The sequence below is a fragment of the Halomonas sp. IOP_14 genome, assembly GCF_021021315.1.
Lineage (GTDB): Bacteria > Pseudomonadota > Gammaproteobacteria > Pseudomonadales > Halomonadaceae > Vreelandella > Vreelandella titanicae.
Map to the genome: position 1 here is coordinate 12711 of NZ_JAINWD010000001.1, position 15642 is coordinate 28352.

Here is a 15642-nt window from a genome sequence, read left to right on the forward strand (position 1 = left end):
TCAGGATCCTCCGAAATCAGCGGATTGCTCACGCCATAGTGCCGCCTCGTGGCGTAGGGTGCTGGCGAGCAGTGCGATGTCGTTGGGGCCGGCCACGAAGCGGTAGCCACTATTGGTAAGAGTGGTGACATCGCGACCGGGCCCGGTGATGGTGCCCATCCAGCACCCGCTATTGGCGATGCGGCGCTCAAGGTCCTCAATCAGACGGCGTACTTCGGGTGCCTCGAGACGTTCGAGCAAACCCATTGAGCCCGCCAGGTCGTTGGGGCCGATGAACAGCATGTCTATGCCATCGACCTCGGCGATCGCCTCGACGTTATCTGCCCCTTCAGTATGCTCGATCTGGGTGATCAACAGCAGGTCATCGTTGGCTTGACTGGCGTAATCACTGAAAGCGCCGTAGCCTGAGGCACGTACGATAGGAGCCGCATAGCCACGCTGTCCATGAGGAGGGTAGCGGCAGGCATCGACGATAGCTTGAGCCTGTGCAGCGCTATTGACCATCGGCACCATGATCGAGCGTACCCCCATATCCAGGATCTTCTTCAGGTAGGTGGGGTCGTTGGCGGGAATGCGTAAAACCGCTTCACCACCTGCTGCTTCGATGGCGCGAACTAGATGCGCGGTATGCTCGAGGCTGGAGACACCGTGCTCGTTGTCGATCAGAATAGTTTTCCAACCTGCCCAAACGGCAATTTCGGCTAGTTCGGGGCTGGCGCTTTCCAACCACAGGGCGCTAATGGCTCGGCCCTGCTTAAGGGCAAGTTTGGTACGGTTGCGATGGTTCATGGATAGGTTTCCGTTTCCGAAGAGGGGCTAGGGTGGCGACGACGCTGAACACTCTCATAGATACCGCGGATCAGCAGCAACGCCCAGAGCAGCAGGGTGAGTGTGCCTAGCGCCGCCGCCCAGGGGCGATCGAAGAAGGCCAGCAAGTCGCCTTGGGCCTTCATCATCGATGTCATGAAGTTTTCCTCGACGATTGTGCCGAGAACGATACCCAGTATGGCGGGCGCCAGAGGAAAGCCATTGGCCTCCATGGCGTAACCCAGGACACCCAGCGCCAATACTGTCCAGATGGCAATGACCGAGTTGGTAATGGCGTAAGCTCCCACCAACGAGAACAGTAGTACACAGGGCATGAGGACCCGACGCGGGATACGTACCACCTGACTGGAAGCCATGATCACCAACAGGCCAGCAGGGATCATCGCGAGATTGCTTAGTGCGAAGGCGCCGTAAAGGGTATGTACCAGTTCTGGTGACTCGGTAAATATCTGCGGCCCAGGTGACATCCCGTTGAGTAGCAGGATGCCGATGGCAATAGCCGTGACGCTATCGCCGGGGATACCGAACACCAATGCTGGCGTCCAGGCGCCACCGATAGCGGCATTGTTGGCGGAGCCTCCATCGGTTACGCCCTCAATGTACCCCGTACCGTAGCGTTCGGGATGGCGCGAGAAGCGCCGTGAAATCGCATAACAGATCCAAGCGGCGATATCTGCCCCGGCGCCGGGCAGCGCGCCGATCAGGGTGCCAAGTACGCTGGAGCGGGCGATGTTGCGCTTGAAGCGGCGCAGTACGAGCGCTGCCTCATGCAGCGCTTTGGAAAATGACTCTTGTACTGCATTGGCAGGTTGGTCGCGATGTCCTATCTGTGCACTGCGCAGAATCTCGCTGAGCGCAAACAGGCCGATGATGGCGGGAATAAAGCTAATGCCATCGAACAGTTCGTAATTGCCGAAGGTGAAGCGTGGATGGCCGACGGCGACATCGATGCCGATAGTGGCGATAAATAGGCCGAGGAAGAGGCTGGAAAAGCTCTTGGCGACGCTACCGTTACTAGTTAGTACCGCGCAACTCAGTCCTAGGCAGGCCAGCCAGAAGGTTTCGAAGCTGGAAAACTGCACTGCGACACGGGCCAACTGAGGGGCAATGAGCGCTAGAAGGGCGACACCCACCAGGCCTCCAATGCAGGCGGCGAACAATGACACCATCAGCGTCGAGCGGGAGCGTCCTGCGCGTGACAGGCGGTAAGCGTCCTCGACGTAGGCCGCGGAGGCGGGCGTGCCGGGGATACGCATCAAGGTGCCGGGTACGTCGCCAGCGAAAATCGCTGTGGTAGTTGTGGCGACAATGGCGCTGATGGCGATCAACGGATCCATGAAGTAGGTAAAGGGCACCAGAAGGGCCACCGCCATGGTAGCGGTTAGGCCCGGCATGGCGCCGATGAAAGTGCCATAGAGCGTACAGGCGGCGATGACCGCTAGGGAGGCTGGACTGAATAGGGAGGTGAGGGTCGAGGCGCTCATAGCGTCACCATGCCATTGGCGTCAGCAGGCCCCAGGGGAGCGGGACGCGCAGCAGTGAATAGAACAGCAGATGCACGCCGATCACCAGGGGGAGTGCTAGCAGCACTGCGCCCCCAGCACGCATCCCGAAGATCAGAGCTGTGGCGGAGACTGCCATGAAGGAAGCAATATGAAAGCCCAGGAGATCGAGCAATAGGCCATAGCCGAGTATCACGATCAGCAGGGCCATGGGGCGTGCTGCCATCCTCCATCCTGTTTGCCGAGGTGGCATCGTCGAAGTGCTCGGCGCCTTCCGCCGCCCCCGCGACCCAAAGCCGATTAGCGCTCCGCAAACTATCAGGCCAATCGCCGCGATAGAGGGAAACAGGCCGGGGCCGTACTCCAGCCCGGCCAGGGACGGGAAGGTTGAGGCGCGCCAGAGCACCAGTGCGCCGAAGAGAACCAGTAGGCTCCCCGACAAGCGATCATTGCACATGAACACCTCCTGCTTATCAATCGGCCTCGCTTATTTGGCGAGGCCGATCGCTTCGACCACTTCGCCCAATTGACGATCAGCCTCAGCGAGGAGTTGAGCGGTCTCGTGACGATTTTCGAACACTACCTGAGTGCCACTGCTGCGCTTGAACTCGGCCCAGGCTTCACTGTTGATAGCTGTCTCGATTGCTTGCTCGTAGGTGCAGGCGATCTCGTCCGGTAGACCGTCAGGGCCGCTGACCGTCACAAAGGCACTCAGTGTCCATCCACTCTCCAGTGTGTCAGCTGTCAAAGGGACTTCAGGCATCTGTTCCATCGGAGTATCGCTCATGTAGCCCAGTGCCTTTAGTTCCCCCTGTTCGATCAGGTTGCGGGCCTCAGCGAGTGAAGGTGTCGCAACATCAATGCCCCCTGCCATCAGTTCCTTGAGTGCAGGCCCAGCACCTTGGCTGGGGATCCAGCGAATGGCGTCGGGAGCCAGTCCTTCGGCCTTGAGCATACCGGCTAGGGCGAGATGCCAGATGCCGCCCTGGGCAGTTCCCGAAGCGGTCAATTCTCCGGGGTTCTGGCGTGCCTCGTCGAGTAGATCCTCAAGCGTTTCGTAGGGTGAATTATTTTGTACCACTACCCCAGGCGAGCTGCGGTTAATCAATGCGATGGGCGTGATGTCCTGGTAGGTCAGCGGTGTTAGGCCGAGCCAGTGCATGGTGTCGATCTCGACAGTGGCGGCACCAATGGTATAGCCGTCAGGTTTGCCTCGCGCGAGTGAGGTGTGGCCTACAACGCCGTTTCCACCGGTACGGTTGACGACGTTGAAGGGCACGCCCATTTCTTCTTCGAGCAGGCTGGCCAACCGACGTGCATTGGCGTCGGTGCCGCCACCGGTACCCCAGGGAACGATGAAGGTAACGGCTCGTTCGGGCTGCCAGTGACAGGTTTCAGGGTTATCGGCTGAGGCGGAAGTAGCTGCCAACGAGGCCCATAGGGCCAGTGAGATAGTCATTATTGTTGTCGAATTTGTGCTCATCATGCTGCGTGCTCCTGGCAGTGGCGAGGGATCTTGGCGGCGTTTTTGATAGTTGTTGGGATGCCTTCGTTGTCATTTTTTACACAGTTCAATCGATTGAATAAATACAACTTTGGTCGTTATGAAATTGGAATTACGTGCTTATGAGGCTTGCGATATCACTAAAAAATTCGCTATGAGAGTATGTTACTCATAATTCCAAAAAGAGGCTGGCGCACTAGATCGCGTTCCGTCGCCTATAAATCATGGGAGTTGAGATTTTTATATGGCAAGTCGTCCGACACTTAAAACGATCGCCGATCAGGTAGGCGTTACCGTTTCCGCAGTATCATTAGCCCTGCGTAATGATCTGCGAATTTCCCAAGCGACACGGGAGCGTATACAACAGGCTGCGAAGGAGCTGGGTTACGTCTATAACCGGCATGCGGCGGGGTTGCGGAGAGGCGATAGCGGCACTGTAGCAGTATGCCTTAATGATCTGAGCAACCCGTTTTTCACCGAATTCCTTGGGCACATGGAAGCGCGCTTTCGCGAGGCGGATCGCATGATGCTGTTCTGCCATGCCCATGAAACACCATTGGTCCAGGCGCGCTTCATTCGTCAGATGGCCGAGCATGGTGCCGCGGGGCTGATTTTGGTGCCTGTCGCCGGTACCACCCGAGAAGATCTTGATGGGCCGCAGGTAAGGCATCTACAGGATTTTCCGCTGGTGCTAATTTCCCGGGATGTCGCTGATACAAGTTTCGATCGAGTCATCAACGACGATGTGCTAGGCATCCGTCTTTTATTCGAACACTTATATGAAGCAGGGCATCGGCGCTTTGCTTGGTTGGGTGGTGGCGGTGATACGTCCACTGCCCGTGATCGAGAATGCTCCTTCCGACAGCAGATGGATGCTGCCGGTTTGCCTGTCACCAGTGATTCGGTTCACCACGGGCCAACGACACTTGAATTCGGTGACGCCATGCTAAAGCGGCTGCTTGCGATGCCGGAACCACCGACCGCAATTATGTGTTTTTCGGACATTATTGCCTTTGGTGTGCTGGCGGCGTGCTACCGGCATGGGGTGCGCCCAGGTGTGGATATTTCTGTCACCGGTTTCGATGATATGGCTGCGGCCGCCTACTCGGCACCAGCATTGACCAGTGTGCGGGTACGCACTGACCTAATTGGCCAGTGTGCCAGTGAGTTGCTGCTTTCTCGTATGGCGGGGGAGCAATTTCCGCCGGTTCTGAAGGTAATACCGCCCGAGCTGGTGGTGCGGGCGAGTACCGGGCCGGCAGCATGAGCTTCGCACTCACCTGACCTCTGCTACGGCGAACATAGCGGTGATGGTAACCGAACGTCCTTACATAGACGCCTATCGATCCGATCCTGCGCTACCCAACCTACCTATACCCATGATTGCCCACGTTATCAGCGTTAGGGCGTCACTTTGGGTCAGCCTCATGAGTTGAAAAGGCTTGAGTTACTTTGCAGCAAAGAGCCTAAACGGCTATTTAAGCGTCAAACGTCTATGAATTGACTCAGGTAGCGAGCTAACATTCAGATTGCCCGCTACCTAAGCATCTCCACAATTTTAGCAGTGACTTATTTTAGCCCTTGAATCCGTCGATGGTTTTCCAAAGTCATTACCAACGCTTCAGCCGCTTCCTTGCCTTTGGCACGGAAATGGTCATAGAAAAAATCATGATGTGTGCTGTGTTCATGGAAATGATGCGGCGTCAGCACGACAGAAAGTATGGGAATTTCTGTGTCCAGTTGCACCTGCATCATGCCTTCAACCACTGCCTGAGCAACGAAGTCGTGGCGATAGATGCCTCCATCAATAACAAAGCCCGCACCCACAATGGCGCTGTAACGACCTGTTTTGGCTAGCAACTTAGCTTGAAGAGGCACTTCATAAGCCCCCGCAACTTGGAATATTTCTATTTGATCAGCGGAAAAGCCATGCTCACTGGCAAGTTGAGCAATAAATGCTTCTCTGGCTTGGGCAACAATATCGTGATGCCAAGACGCTTCGATAAAGGCAACGCGAGGGAATGAAGAAAGTTGGGTCTGATTCATGGTCATCCTAAGGGGATTGGTTACCAGAACCAGGGCATGAGGCATCCAATAGCACAGCACCCGCATGCGTTGGAACGCTACGGGTAATATCACTAGGAAACCTTCTCTTTTATCCGGACTATTACCGTCGGCTTCGGGATCTCACCGAATCTGCTGTCCTCAACCGTTAGGTGACACCTCTGGTTGAGCGCTCGTGGGCTTATCCGCATCAATAAAGATATGGCATCACCACCGGTGGGGACTTACACCCCGCCCTGAGAAAGTTCGCCATTACTGGCGGAAGACATTATACGCTGGCTGGCCGACAGATACAGATAGCATGACCAAAAAATTAAGATGATGGATGACGTCTTGAAAGGTGAGCTTAGCAACCAAAAGCATACCTCTTCGCCATCATTGAAGCCCAAACCACTGGTTAAGTGCTAGACTACTGGATGTCATTAGCAGGTTAATTATTGCGTCAATAGGGACAGATTTTAAGATTTAGGGAGTCGATGTGAAGGGCGTCGTGTTGAATGCAGGGAGCGCAAAAGCGCTGGCAATATCACTAACCGTTGGCGCCGTTGGCGGTACGCTGTTTCAACTGTCCGGTTTGCCCCTTGCATGGATGCTTGGCCCTCTTATTGCCAACCTAGTGGTCTCTTCACAAGGCGTGAAGGTCGAAGTGCCTGAGCCACTGCGTAACGTATTTCTAGCCGTCATGGGGTTGGTGTTGGGTAGCCAGGTGACGCCGCAGCTGGCTCATCGCGTACTGGATTGGCCGGTTTCTGCTGCTCTCTTGCTGCTGGGAGTAGCCGTCTCCACTGCCGTAGCCGCTGCCTGGTACCGGCGCTGTGGTTTCGACCCCGTCAGTGCCTGGTTTGGTGCCTCGCCCGGCGCGATGACGGCGATGATTCTGTTGGGCGAAAAGTGCGGTGGCGACCCCCAGCGTATTGCAGTCGCGCAGTCGCTGCGCATCATTTTAGTGATTCTTTTTTTGCCGCCGCTATTTTGGGCCTATGAGGGCGGAGGCGAGGGCATCGGCCCTGTTCATAGCAGTTTTGAACACGGCTGGATGCTTCTGATGATCCCGCTGCTGTTGCCGCTAGGACGCTGGCTGCGAATTCCCAGCCCTGCACTGCTGGCACCACTGCTAGCCGCTGCTCTATTATCCGGTGTTGATATTGCCAGTTTCGCTCTCCCAGAGTGGGGGATGAACCTGATGCTGTGGGTGCTGGGCAGTGCCATTGGTTCGCGCTTTAAGGGCATGACGCGAAAGCTTTTTGGCCGCTATTTATGGCAGTCTGGTGTGGCGACGCTGTTAGCGTTGCTGGTACTTGCACTATTTGCCGAGCTGATTCATCAACTGCTAGGGGTAGGGCGCGATGTGGCGCTGCTGGCGCTGGCGCCGGGGGGTATTGGCGAAATGGCTATTTTGGCCGTCGCGCTCAATATCGACCCGGTGTTTGTTGCCTTTCATCACCTGCTGCGCATGGTCACGCTGATGATCATTGCGCCTTTTTGGGCGCGTTGGCTGCTGCGCCACGCTCCTTCTTAAATCTTAAACAATCAAACTGTTACATAAATAAGTTAACGTCTGTCACATCAACCTCAGACACACCAACGCCAGTCACGTAAGGAAGCCTCATGCTATCGCGTGTTTTACAGCCGCTATTTCGTTACTTCGAAACGCGGGTAAACCCTTATCCGGAAGGCGAGGTTAAAACGCCGCCTAAGGGCTTAATGCCGTTTATTGTGCACTTTTCCCGTCCGATGCTGCCGCTGTTGCTGCTAATGACGCTGTTCACGGCGCTGGTCTCGGCGGCTGAAGTGGTTTTCTTTAGCTACATGGGGCAACTGGTCGATTGGCTGGGCAACGTTGAACGTGCAGGCTTTTGGGCTGAAAACGGCCTGTGGCTTGCTGGCCTGGGGCTATTGCTGCTGATCGGTTTGCCGCTGTTGGTGCTGATGCAGTCATTGGTCACCCATCAGAGTATTTTCGGTAACTACCCGATGATCGGCCGCTGGCTATCCCACCGCCATATGCTTAGCCAGAGCCTGGCATTTTATCAGGACGAATTTGCCGGGCGGGTGTCGCAAAAGGTGATGCAAACGGCGCTGGCGATCCGCGAGACCGTCACCAAGGTGATGGATCTATTGGTCTACGCCATCGTCTATTTCACTGGTGCGGCCTACCTGCTGGGCCGGGCGGATCTTTTGCTGCTGATCCCACTGGGACTGTGGCTGGTGGGCTACCTGTCGATCATGCGCTACTTCGTACCGCGCCTGCGCGATGTCTCCATGGCGCAGGCAGACGCCCGTGCCCAAATGACCGGGCGCGTGGTGGACAGCTACAGCAATATCCAAACCATCAAGCTGTTTGCCGACACCGAGCGCGAGCAGCGCTATGCCAAAGATGCTATGGAAGGCTTTATGGTCACCGTTCACCGCCAGATGCGGCTGGTGACGATCATGAGCGTGGGTTTGACGCTGCTCAACACGGCGCTGTTGGTGGGTACTGCGGCCATGGCGATCAGCGCCTGGTACACGGAGGCGATTTCCCTGGGCGTTTTGGCGATTGCCATCGCGCTGGTTATGCGTATCCGCTTTATGTCTGACTGGATATTGTGGGAAGTCGCCGGGTTGTTTGAAAATATCGGCACGGTTCAAGATGGCATGAACACCATCGCTCAGAAGCCCACGATCAACGATGCGCCCAATGCTAAAGCGCTTCAGGTTCCCCATGGCGAAATTGTGTTTGATGCGCTGCGCTTTCAATACGCCCAGGCGAAAGGGGAGAGTAAAAACGTCTTTGATGGACTCAGCCTGACCATCAAGCCCGGCGAGAAAATCGGCCTGATCGGCCGTTCCGGGGCGGGTAAATCCACCCTGGCCAATCTGCTGCTGCGTTTTTATGACTTGCAAGGTGGGCAGATATTGATCGATGGGCAAAACATTGCCGAGGTGACTCAAACCTCTTTGCGCCACCAGATTGGCATGGTCACCCAAGACACCTCGCTGCTGCACCGCTCGCTGCGTGACAACATCCGTTACGGCAGTCCCCACGCCAGTGACGAAGATGTTTGGAACGCGGTGTGCCGCGCCCATGCAGATACCTTTATCAATGATCTGGTCGACCCGAAAGGGCGTCGCGGCCTGGATGCCCATGTGGGCGAGCGCGGAGTGAAGCTTTCCGGTGGGCAGCGCCAGCGGATCGCGATCGCCCGGGTGCTGCTCAAAAATGCCCCTATTCTGGTTCTGGACGAGGCCACCTCGGCGCTGGACTCGGAAGTGGAGGCCGCCATTCAAGAGCAGCTGGATACGCTGATGGAAGGCAAAACGGTGATTGCCATCGCGCATCGGCTGTCGACCATTGCCATGCTCGATCGGTTAATTGTGGTGGATGAAGGGCGCATGGTGGAAAGTGGCACGCACCAGGAACTGCTTGCACGCAACGGTATTTATGCCAGCCTTTGGCAGCGCCAGTCAGGTGGCTTCCTGGGCCTTGATATCGACGGCAACGGCCCCAACCAACAGTAGATACATACATCAATGTACATATTCGAACTGTACATACTGAGGTAACGATGAAAGCGATCAAGCTGAATCAGCCCGGCGGTTTGGACAAGCTGGACGTTGTCGACATGGAAGCGCCTGGGGAGCCGGGCCCTGGTGAAATCCGAGTACGTCTACACGCCAGCTCTCTGAATTTTCACGACTACGCCGTGGTCGCTGGGATGATTCCCACCGACGATGGGCGTATTCCCATGTCAGACGGCGCAGGCGTTGTCGAAGCCGTGGGCGATGGTGTCAGCGAGTTCGCGGTGGGCGACCACGTGGTATCGACCTTCTTTCCCCACTGGTTGGAAGGCCCGGCGCGTGTCGGTGATTTTCGCACCACGCCAGGTGACGGCGTGGATGGCTACGCTCGTGAGCAGGTTGTACGCCCGGCTGAGTGGTTTACCCATCAGCCCAAGGGCTATAGCCATGCGGAATCCGCTACCTTAACCACCGCTGGCTTGACCGCTTGGCGGGCGCTGGTCGTCGATGGTGGCATTAAAGCGGGGGATAGCGTGCTGGTGATGGGCACGGGCGGGGTATCCATTTTTGCCCTGCAGTTTGCCCGATTAATGGGCGCGCGGGTAATTGCTACCTCATCATCTAACGAAAAGCTGGCGCGGCTGCGTGAGATGGGCGCCGAGCACACCATCAACTATAAAGAGACGCCTGATTGGGGTAAGCGCGTGAAAGAGCTGACCAACGGCGAAGGCGTTGATCATATCGTCGAAGTGGGCGGGCCAGGTACGCTGCCGCAATCCTTTGATGCGATCAAAATCGGTGGGCATATCGCTTTGATTGGTATCCTCACTGGGCGTGAGGGTGAAATACCGACGGCTAAATTAATGGCCAAGCAGGCGAGTTTGAAAGGCTTGATTGTGGGCAGTCGTCGCCACCAGATCGAGATGATTCGTGCGCTGGAAACATTCGATATGCACCCGATCATTGACCGCGAATTCCCGCTTGCCGAGATCGCCGACGCTTTCCGCCACCAGGAATCTGGCCAGCACTTCGGCAAGATCTGCCTGACGTTTTAAAACAGTTGGCTTACTTTCGAGGAAGTGAGTCATAGACAAACAGTTTGCACGCCTTGCGCACTTGCCGGGCGTGCAAGTGCAGACTAATCTGGCAAGCGGCTGTAGACCACGCCTTTTACTTCAAGCTCCAATATCTCATCGTAGGGCACCATCACGCCTTCAACGTCACCCGGTGTGCGATGGCTGTTCTTAATCTCGGTTTCAGGTATCACCTTTACGCCCATTAGCCCAACGTGCTGGATTCTGGCGCTAAAGCGATTGCCCTCATGCTCAATCAGTAGCCGCTCACCGGCAATACACTTCTCGAGCTTGGCGTGGAGTTCTGTTTCGCTAACGTGGACAACACTCATTGCTTTCTCCTTTAGCTTTTGCCATTGCTCTCGCAATAAAATAATAATCCGTTATGTGCGCTAACGACTGTCTATAAAGACTTTATTTTAGACCATAAGTTCGTCTATGAGGTTAGAAGCTGCGCGCACCGTGCTAAAGTGAACGCTTATTGCTAACCATAGGGACAAGGTCATGGGGGAGCATTCATCATCAGCCGACACGCCGCTGTGGGCGGTCGTCGAGCTCGATCAGTTTCGTACCCCTGAGCAGACCCAGGCAAGCCAATGGCGACGTTCGTTCCGTTCGATCTCGTCGTGGCTGGGGGGCAAAAACGATGCTGAGCAGCAGGTAAAAGACGAAAGCGAGCTACGTGCGCTACCCGGGGTTAGGCTAGCACATTTAGTGCCGTCTATTGATTGGGCTCCCGCGGCGAGAGCGTTGGGGCAACAGCTAGAAGGCCAGGATGCGCCTGTAACGTTCTTTATTACCACGCCCTACAGTGGTCATGCTTCGGTGGTAACTCATTGGGCTGAAAAGCATCATGTTGCCTGCTTAGCGCCGCCCACGCTTAGCGAAATAGCCGAGGGTAGCACTCAGTGGATAGAGCAGTGTGTCAATCAACGAGAATGGGCCATTCCCGCTCTGGAACGTTATTTTTTACGCCACACTCAGGGTATTCAGGGCGTTCGAGAGTTTCTTGAGCGTGCTTTAAGTGGCCGTTTGGGTAAAGGTGTGATTGGTTGCGACAGCTGGACTTACGCTTTCCTTCATCGGGTGATCGGTATCGATGGGGCACCGGTGTTTACCCTTCAATCCATGGAGGGCGAGCAACTGGCACGCTATTTTGCACAAATTGCGGCCCATTCGGGGCAGCCGCCGCCTGTTTACAGCACGCGAACCGGTAAGCAGGTATTGTTCGACTCAGCATCTGAGCAAAAGAGTAAAGCGCCTAATAAAGAACTGCAGCGCTTAGCGGCTCACTGCCGCGGTCATATAGGTCTTGCATGGCACTACTGGCGCGAGCGGTTACGTGAGCCAAAAGCAGACAATGAAGAGGCCCTCTGGCTGGTCGATGCCCTAGCAGAGGCGGAGCTTGCCGTTGATACCGGCGATATCGCCACGCTGGTGATGCATGCGTTATTGGTTCATGGCGGTCTGGATGACGACTCTTTGGGGGAAGTGCTGCCGTTCTCTCACCATGAAGCACTCAATGCCCGTTTAGCCCTGCAGCGCAAAGGCATTGTTTCAAGCTGCGAAGGACGTTGGCAGATCGCACCGTTAAGCTACGCGAGCGTTCGCCAGTTACTAGAGTCGCGTAATTATCTGGTCGATCCTCTGTAAGTAGCACCGGTATCAGCGACAGGCCCGCGGAGGGCAACCCATGGAAGAGCAACAGAAGTATGCGCGGCTTTTTAACGATATCGATAGCCAAGCGCTGATTACGTTGGGCGTAGTGCTGCTATCAACCATTGTGCTGATTATTTTCAGCCAACGGGGGCTGAACTGGATCGGCAACCGAATGCATGGTCAAGTTCGCTTTCGTATTTTTGCTCTGGTGCCGATGACGCGCTTACTGATATTGATTACTGCACTCGCCATCATCGTACCGATTATTATTGAGCCGTCGCTGCGCAATATGGTGACCCTGTTGGGTGCACTGGGCTTAGCCATTGGCTTTGCCATGAAAGATTACGTGAGCAGCTTGATAGCAGGCGTTGTTTCAGCGATAGAGCTGCCTTATCGGCCAGGCGACTGGGTTCAAATTGAAGATACCTACGGCGAGGTCAAACACGTTGGCTTACGCACCGTAGATATCCAAACCCCTGACGATGATTTGGTCTATGTACCGCATTTAAAGCTGTGGGATCACGCCGTCTATAATGCCAACAACGGCGGTACCAGCCTGCAGTGCGTGGCGAGCTTTTATCTTCACCCTGAGCACGAGGCTGGTTGGGTACGGAAAGCGCTGCGTGATGTAGCGCTGACCAGTGCCTACCTGAAATTCGACCAGCCGATCATTGTGGTGGCTGAGGAGAAACCCTGGGGCACCCACTACCGCATACGCGCCTATCCGGTGGATCCCCGTCAGCAGTTTCTGTTTATTACCGATCTCACCTTGCGCGGTAAGAAAGTGCTGAGTGCCGCGGGCGTGCAGTCAGCAATGTTGCCACCGGATGCGGCCTTGGATACCCGCAACGCGGTGGGGTCAGCTTACTCAAGAGGTGGTGATTAGCTATCACTCTCTTCGGTTAATTCACCGCTGTGATAGACGTTTTGTACATCATCCAGCTCGTTGAGCATGCCCAGAAACTTTTCGAACATTGCCACGTCGTCACCTTCAACCGGGGTAGTGGTTTGCGGCAGAAACTGGATCTCGTCAGCCTCAAAGTCAATCTCACCGAACGCATCCAGCAGTGCCTGCTTGGCTTTGGCATAGTCGGTGTGCGGGGCGAAAACAGTGATGCGTTCGCCTTCTTGCTCAATGTCGGTGACATCCACATCGGCTTCCATCAGCGCTTCAAGCACGGCTTCTTCATCGTTTCCGGCGAAGGAGAAGATAGCGCAGTGGTCAAACATATGGCTGACGCTACCGGGAGTGCCGATTTTACTCTTGGTTTTGGTGAAGCAGCCGCGCACATCGCCAAAGGTGCGGTTGGGGTTGTCGGTAAGGCAGTCGACAATCACCATCACATTGCCAGGGCCGAAGCCTTCATAGCGTGCAGGCGAGAAATCCTCACCACCGGCACCGCTGGCTTTGTCGAGCGCTTTATCAATAACGTGAGAGGGCACCTGATCTTTTTTGGCACGCTCCATTAAGCCGCGCAGCGCCAGATTGCCATTAGGGTCGGTGCCGCCCGCTTTAGCGCAAACGTAAATCTCGCGTCCATATTTGCTGTAGACCTTGGTCTTTGCATCGGCCGTTTTGGCCATGGATTCCTTACGGTTCTGAAAAGCCCTACCCATGTTGCCGTCCTATGTTTTCTAGACCTATGTTTGCTATATGCCCCGCGCAATGAGCGGCGGGGCGGATGTTTTCAAAAGAGCGAATAAATCGCATAGAGCAAAAAAGAGTAAATTTTACCCAACAGCGTACCATGCTAACAGCGTTATTTAAGACGCTTACCGAAGTGTTGATTGGCTTGGCGTATACTGGCCATCATTGCTCATATTTTGATTTTGACCCCTCAAGGAGGAAAAGACATGCCGTTAACACTCTGGCTATCGCTCGCCGCGATTTGTGCCATGGGCGCTATGTCGCCGGGGCCGAGCTTGGCACTGGTGCTGCGCCATACGTTAGGCGGCGGGCGTTTTACTGGGGTGACCGCCGCAATCTTCCATGCCTTTGGGGTGGGCTTTTATGCGCTACTGACCGTTTGGGGGCTAGGCGCGATAATCGCCGGTTTTCCGCTACTGTTCCAGCTGATTACCTGGTTCGGCGCGGCTTATTTGGCGTGGCTAGGGGTTAAAGCGCTGCGTGCCGGGAAAGCCGGTGCCTTAGAGCCTAATGCGATTGTCACTAGCCGAGGGCAGGCGGCCAAAGAGGGCGTGCTGGTGGCATTAGGCAACCCGAAGCTGATTCTGTTTTTTGTTGCGTTACTGAGCCAGTTTGTGACCCCGGAAATGAGTGGGGTAGCTAAAGCTATCATTGTGTTAACGGCGATGATTATTGATGGCGGTTGGTACGTGTTGGTGGCGGTGGTGCTTTCCCACTCGCAGATTTTGCCCTGGCTACAGCGGCGTGCCCATTGGATTAACCGCATCACGGGCGTACTGTTAATCGCGCTGGCGCTACGAGTGGTCGCCGGACCGCTGGTGTAAAAAGCATAGCCGTGGCATGGTGATACCCATGCCGTTTGGGGTTTTGTGGGGCTGATTGATGCAAATATACGATCAAGACTGCTATACCCACCAAGGGCTGCCGTTCAATTTACGTGCGCTACGCGGCCAAGTGCTGCTGGTGGTTAACGTTGCCAGCCAGTGTGGCTTTACCCCGCAGCTAAGCGAACTCGAAACCCTTTTTCAGCGCTACCGGGATCGTGGCTTCACTGTGCTCGGTTTCCCGTGTAATCAGTTTGGCCGCCAGTCGCCGGAAAGTGCTCAAGCGTTTTGCCAGTTTGGCGAGCAGCAGTTTGGAGTCAGTTTTCCGCTACTGGAAAAGGTCAATGTCAATGGGAGTGATGCCCATCCACTGTTTGTGCTGCTCAAGCGCGAGGCGCCTGGAGTCCTAGGCACACAGCTGATCAAATGGAATTTTACCAAGTTCCTGGTGGGCCGTGATGGCAAGGTGATAGCCCGATTTGGGCCGCGCTATCACGGGCGCCCGCTACGCCTGGCATTAGAAGAAGCCTTGGATCAAACATACCCATAGCCCCACAGGGCACTATCCCTCTATACCTGCTCGCCCCGCGCGACTGCTACACGATTCATGAGTGCGTTCCAGCGGTGACGCACCATCATGGTCGTTAAGCCTGAAAACAGCGCCCAGCTTTTGCGGCGCCAGCCCTTCAAGCGCATATTGTGATTGACCAACTGCTTCATCAGCTTATAGTCGTCAAATTGTCGCCACTCGCTGGCGATTGAAAGCTGATGGCGAGACATCACCGGTGCCATTTCCAGGCGAAACATCCATTCGAGCTCGTTAAGCGTCATATCATAACGCTCTATGACTTCGACCATACGCGCGTAATCGCGTTCGCTGGGTTCACGATCCAGCCACAGCGGGGCTAGCGCTAGCCATAGATCGCCGCGTTCATCTACTAGCTGCTGTGCATTCATGATCGCCTCGTGGGAAGTCGTTGCTGATATAAGTACTTTGGCAGCTATCGTGACGCGAATGCGCCCCGAGCTCAAGGGCGGG

General features: G+C 55.5%; 16 protein-coding genes and 1 riboswitch. Of the genes, 8 read left to right on the forward strand and 8 right to left on the reverse strand.

The genetic code is table 11. The features are described from left to right. The 4 genes from K7H09_RS00060 to K7H09_RS00075 are packed head-to-tail and all read right to left on the reverse strand — an operon-like array spanning nucleotide 1 to nucleotide 3816. Nucleotides 1-789, reverse strand: a complete 789-nt coding sequence (locus tag K7H09_RS00060) for an HpcH/HpaI aldolase family protein (RefSeq protein ID WP_141440798.1) — start codon at nucleotides 787-789, stop codon at nucleotides 1-3. Continuing rightward, nucleotides 786-2312 carry a tripartite tricarboxylate transporter permease gene (locus K7H09_RS00065; RefSeq protein WP_230803095.1) on the reverse strand — a complete coding sequence of 509 codons (1527 nt, stop codon included), beginning with the start codon at nucleotides 2310-2312 and terminating at the stop codon, nucleotides 786-788. Before K7H09_RS00065 ends, K7H09_RS00060 begins: the two co-directional genes overlap by 4 nt. A gap of 4 nt (nucleotides 2313-2316) precedes the next feature. Further along, nucleotides 2317-2787, reverse strand: a complete 471-nt coding sequence (locus K7H09_RS00070; RefSeq protein ID WP_022522477.1) for a tripartite tricarboxylate transporter TctB family protein — start codon at nucleotides 2785-2787, stop codon at nucleotides 2317-2319. Nucleotides 2788-2817: 30 nt separating this feature from the next. Beyond that, on the reverse strand, nucleotides 2818-3816 hold the full coding sequence (locus K7H09_RS00075; protein ID WP_022522478.1) for a tripartite tricarboxylate transporter substrate binding protein: 999 nt from the start codon (nucleotides 3814-3816) through the stop codon (nucleotides 2818-2820). 262 nt (nucleotides 3817-4078) lie between these two features. Here K7H09_RS00075 and K7H09_RS00080 point away from each other — a divergent pair, with 262 nt between their 5' ends. Then, complete coding sequence (locus K7H09_RS00080; RefSeq protein ID WP_041158279.1) at nucleotides 4079-5101, forward strand: LacI family DNA-binding transcriptional regulator; 1023 nt, start codon at nucleotides 4079-4081, stop codon at nucleotides 5099-5101. Nucleotides 5102-5403: 302 nt separating this feature from the next. Here K7H09_RS00080 and K7H09_RS00085 read toward each other — a convergent pair whose 3' ends face one another. Beyond that, a complete protein-coding gene (locus K7H09_RS00085) occupies nucleotides 5404-5880 on the reverse strand; it encodes a 6,7-dimethyl-8-ribityllumazine synthase (RefSeq protein ID WP_039860244.1) in 477 nt (158 codons plus the stop codon). Nucleotides 5881-5977: 97 nt separating this feature from the next. Then, nucleotides 5978-6146, reverse strand: a riboswitch (FMN riboswitch). 230 nt (nucleotides 6147-6376) lie between these two features. Between K7H09_RS00085 and K7H09_RS00090 the strand changes: the two genes are divergently transcribed. The 3 genes from K7H09_RS00090 (at nucleotide 6377) to K7H09_RS00100 (ending at nucleotide 10454) form a co-directional block, all read left to right on the forward strand. Then, nucleotides 6377-7417, forward strand: coding sequence for an AbrB family transcriptional regulator (locus tag K7H09_RS00090; RefSeq protein WP_141440800.1), 1041 nt, complete (start codon nucleotides 6377-6379; stop codon nucleotides 7415-7417). A gap of 89 nt (nucleotides 7418-7506) precedes the next feature. Next, nucleotides 7507-9399, forward strand: coding sequence for an ABC transporter ATP-binding protein (locus tag K7H09_RS00095; RefSeq protein ID WP_009288174.1), 1893 nt, complete (start codon nucleotides 7507-7509; stop codon nucleotides 9397-9399). A gap of 47 nt (nucleotides 9400-9446) precedes the next feature. Further along, a complete protein-coding gene (locus tag K7H09_RS00100; protein WP_009288175.1) occupies nucleotides 9447-10454 on the forward strand; it encodes a zinc-dependent alcohol dehydrogenase family protein in 1008 nt (335 codons plus the stop codon). Nucleotides 10455-10537: 83 nt separating this feature from the next. Here K7H09_RS00100 and K7H09_RS00105 read toward each other — a convergent pair whose 3' ends face one another. Next, on the reverse strand, nucleotides 10538-10804 hold the full coding sequence (locus K7H09_RS00105; protein WP_027959997.1) for a hypothetical protein: 267 nt from the start codon (nucleotides 10802-10804) through the stop codon (nucleotides 10538-10540). 172 nt (nucleotides 10805-10976) lie between these two features. On the opposite strand from K7H09_RS00105, the gene K7H09_RS00110 reads away from it, so the two are divergent. Then, nucleotides 10977-12125, forward strand: a complete 1149-nt coding sequence (locus K7H09_RS00110) for a hypothetical protein (protein WP_141440801.1) — start codon at nucleotides 10977-10979, stop codon at nucleotides 12123-12125. Between the two features lie 40 nt (nucleotides 12126-12165). After that, the gene (locus K7H09_RS00115) at nucleotides 12166-13017 is read left to right on the forward strand and encodes a mechanosensitive ion channel family protein (RefSeq protein WP_141440802.1); all 852 of its coding nucleotides are present in this window, start codon (nucleotides 12166-12168) and stop codon (nucleotides 13015-13017) included. On the opposite strand, the gene K7H09_RS00120 is transcribed toward K7H09_RS00115, so the two are convergent. Next, nucleotides 13014-13748, reverse strand: coding sequence for a YebC/PmpR family DNA-binding transcriptional regulator (locus K7H09_RS00120; protein ID WP_141440803.1), 735 nt, complete (start codon nucleotides 13746-13748; stop codon nucleotides 13014-13016). The two genes, K7H09_RS00115 and K7H09_RS00120, sit on opposite strands and share 4 nt — an antisense overlap. A 237-nt stretch (nucleotides 13749-13985) precedes the next feature. On the opposite strand from K7H09_RS00120, the gene K7H09_RS00125 reads away from it, so the two are divergent. Then, on the forward strand, nucleotides 13986-14603 hold the full coding sequence (locus K7H09_RS00125; RefSeq protein WP_208797091.1) for a LysE family translocator: 618 nt from the start codon (nucleotides 13986-13988) through the stop codon (nucleotides 14601-14603). 58 nt (nucleotides 14604-14661) lie between these two features. Continuing rightward, a complete protein-coding gene (locus K7H09_RS00130; protein ID WP_039860245.1) occupies nucleotides 14662-15153 on the forward strand; it encodes a glutathione peroxidase in 492 nt (163 codons plus the stop codon). A gap of 20 nt (nucleotides 15154-15173) precedes the next feature. Here the strand turns inward: K7H09_RS00130 and K7H09_RS00135 are convergent, their stop codons facing one another. Next, on the reverse strand, nucleotides 15174-15560 hold the full coding sequence (locus K7H09_RS00135) for a DUF7079 family protein (RefSeq protein ID WP_027960003.1): 387 nt from the start codon (nucleotides 15558-15560) through the stop codon (nucleotides 15174-15176). Nucleotides 15561-15642 lie beyond the last annotated feature (82 nt).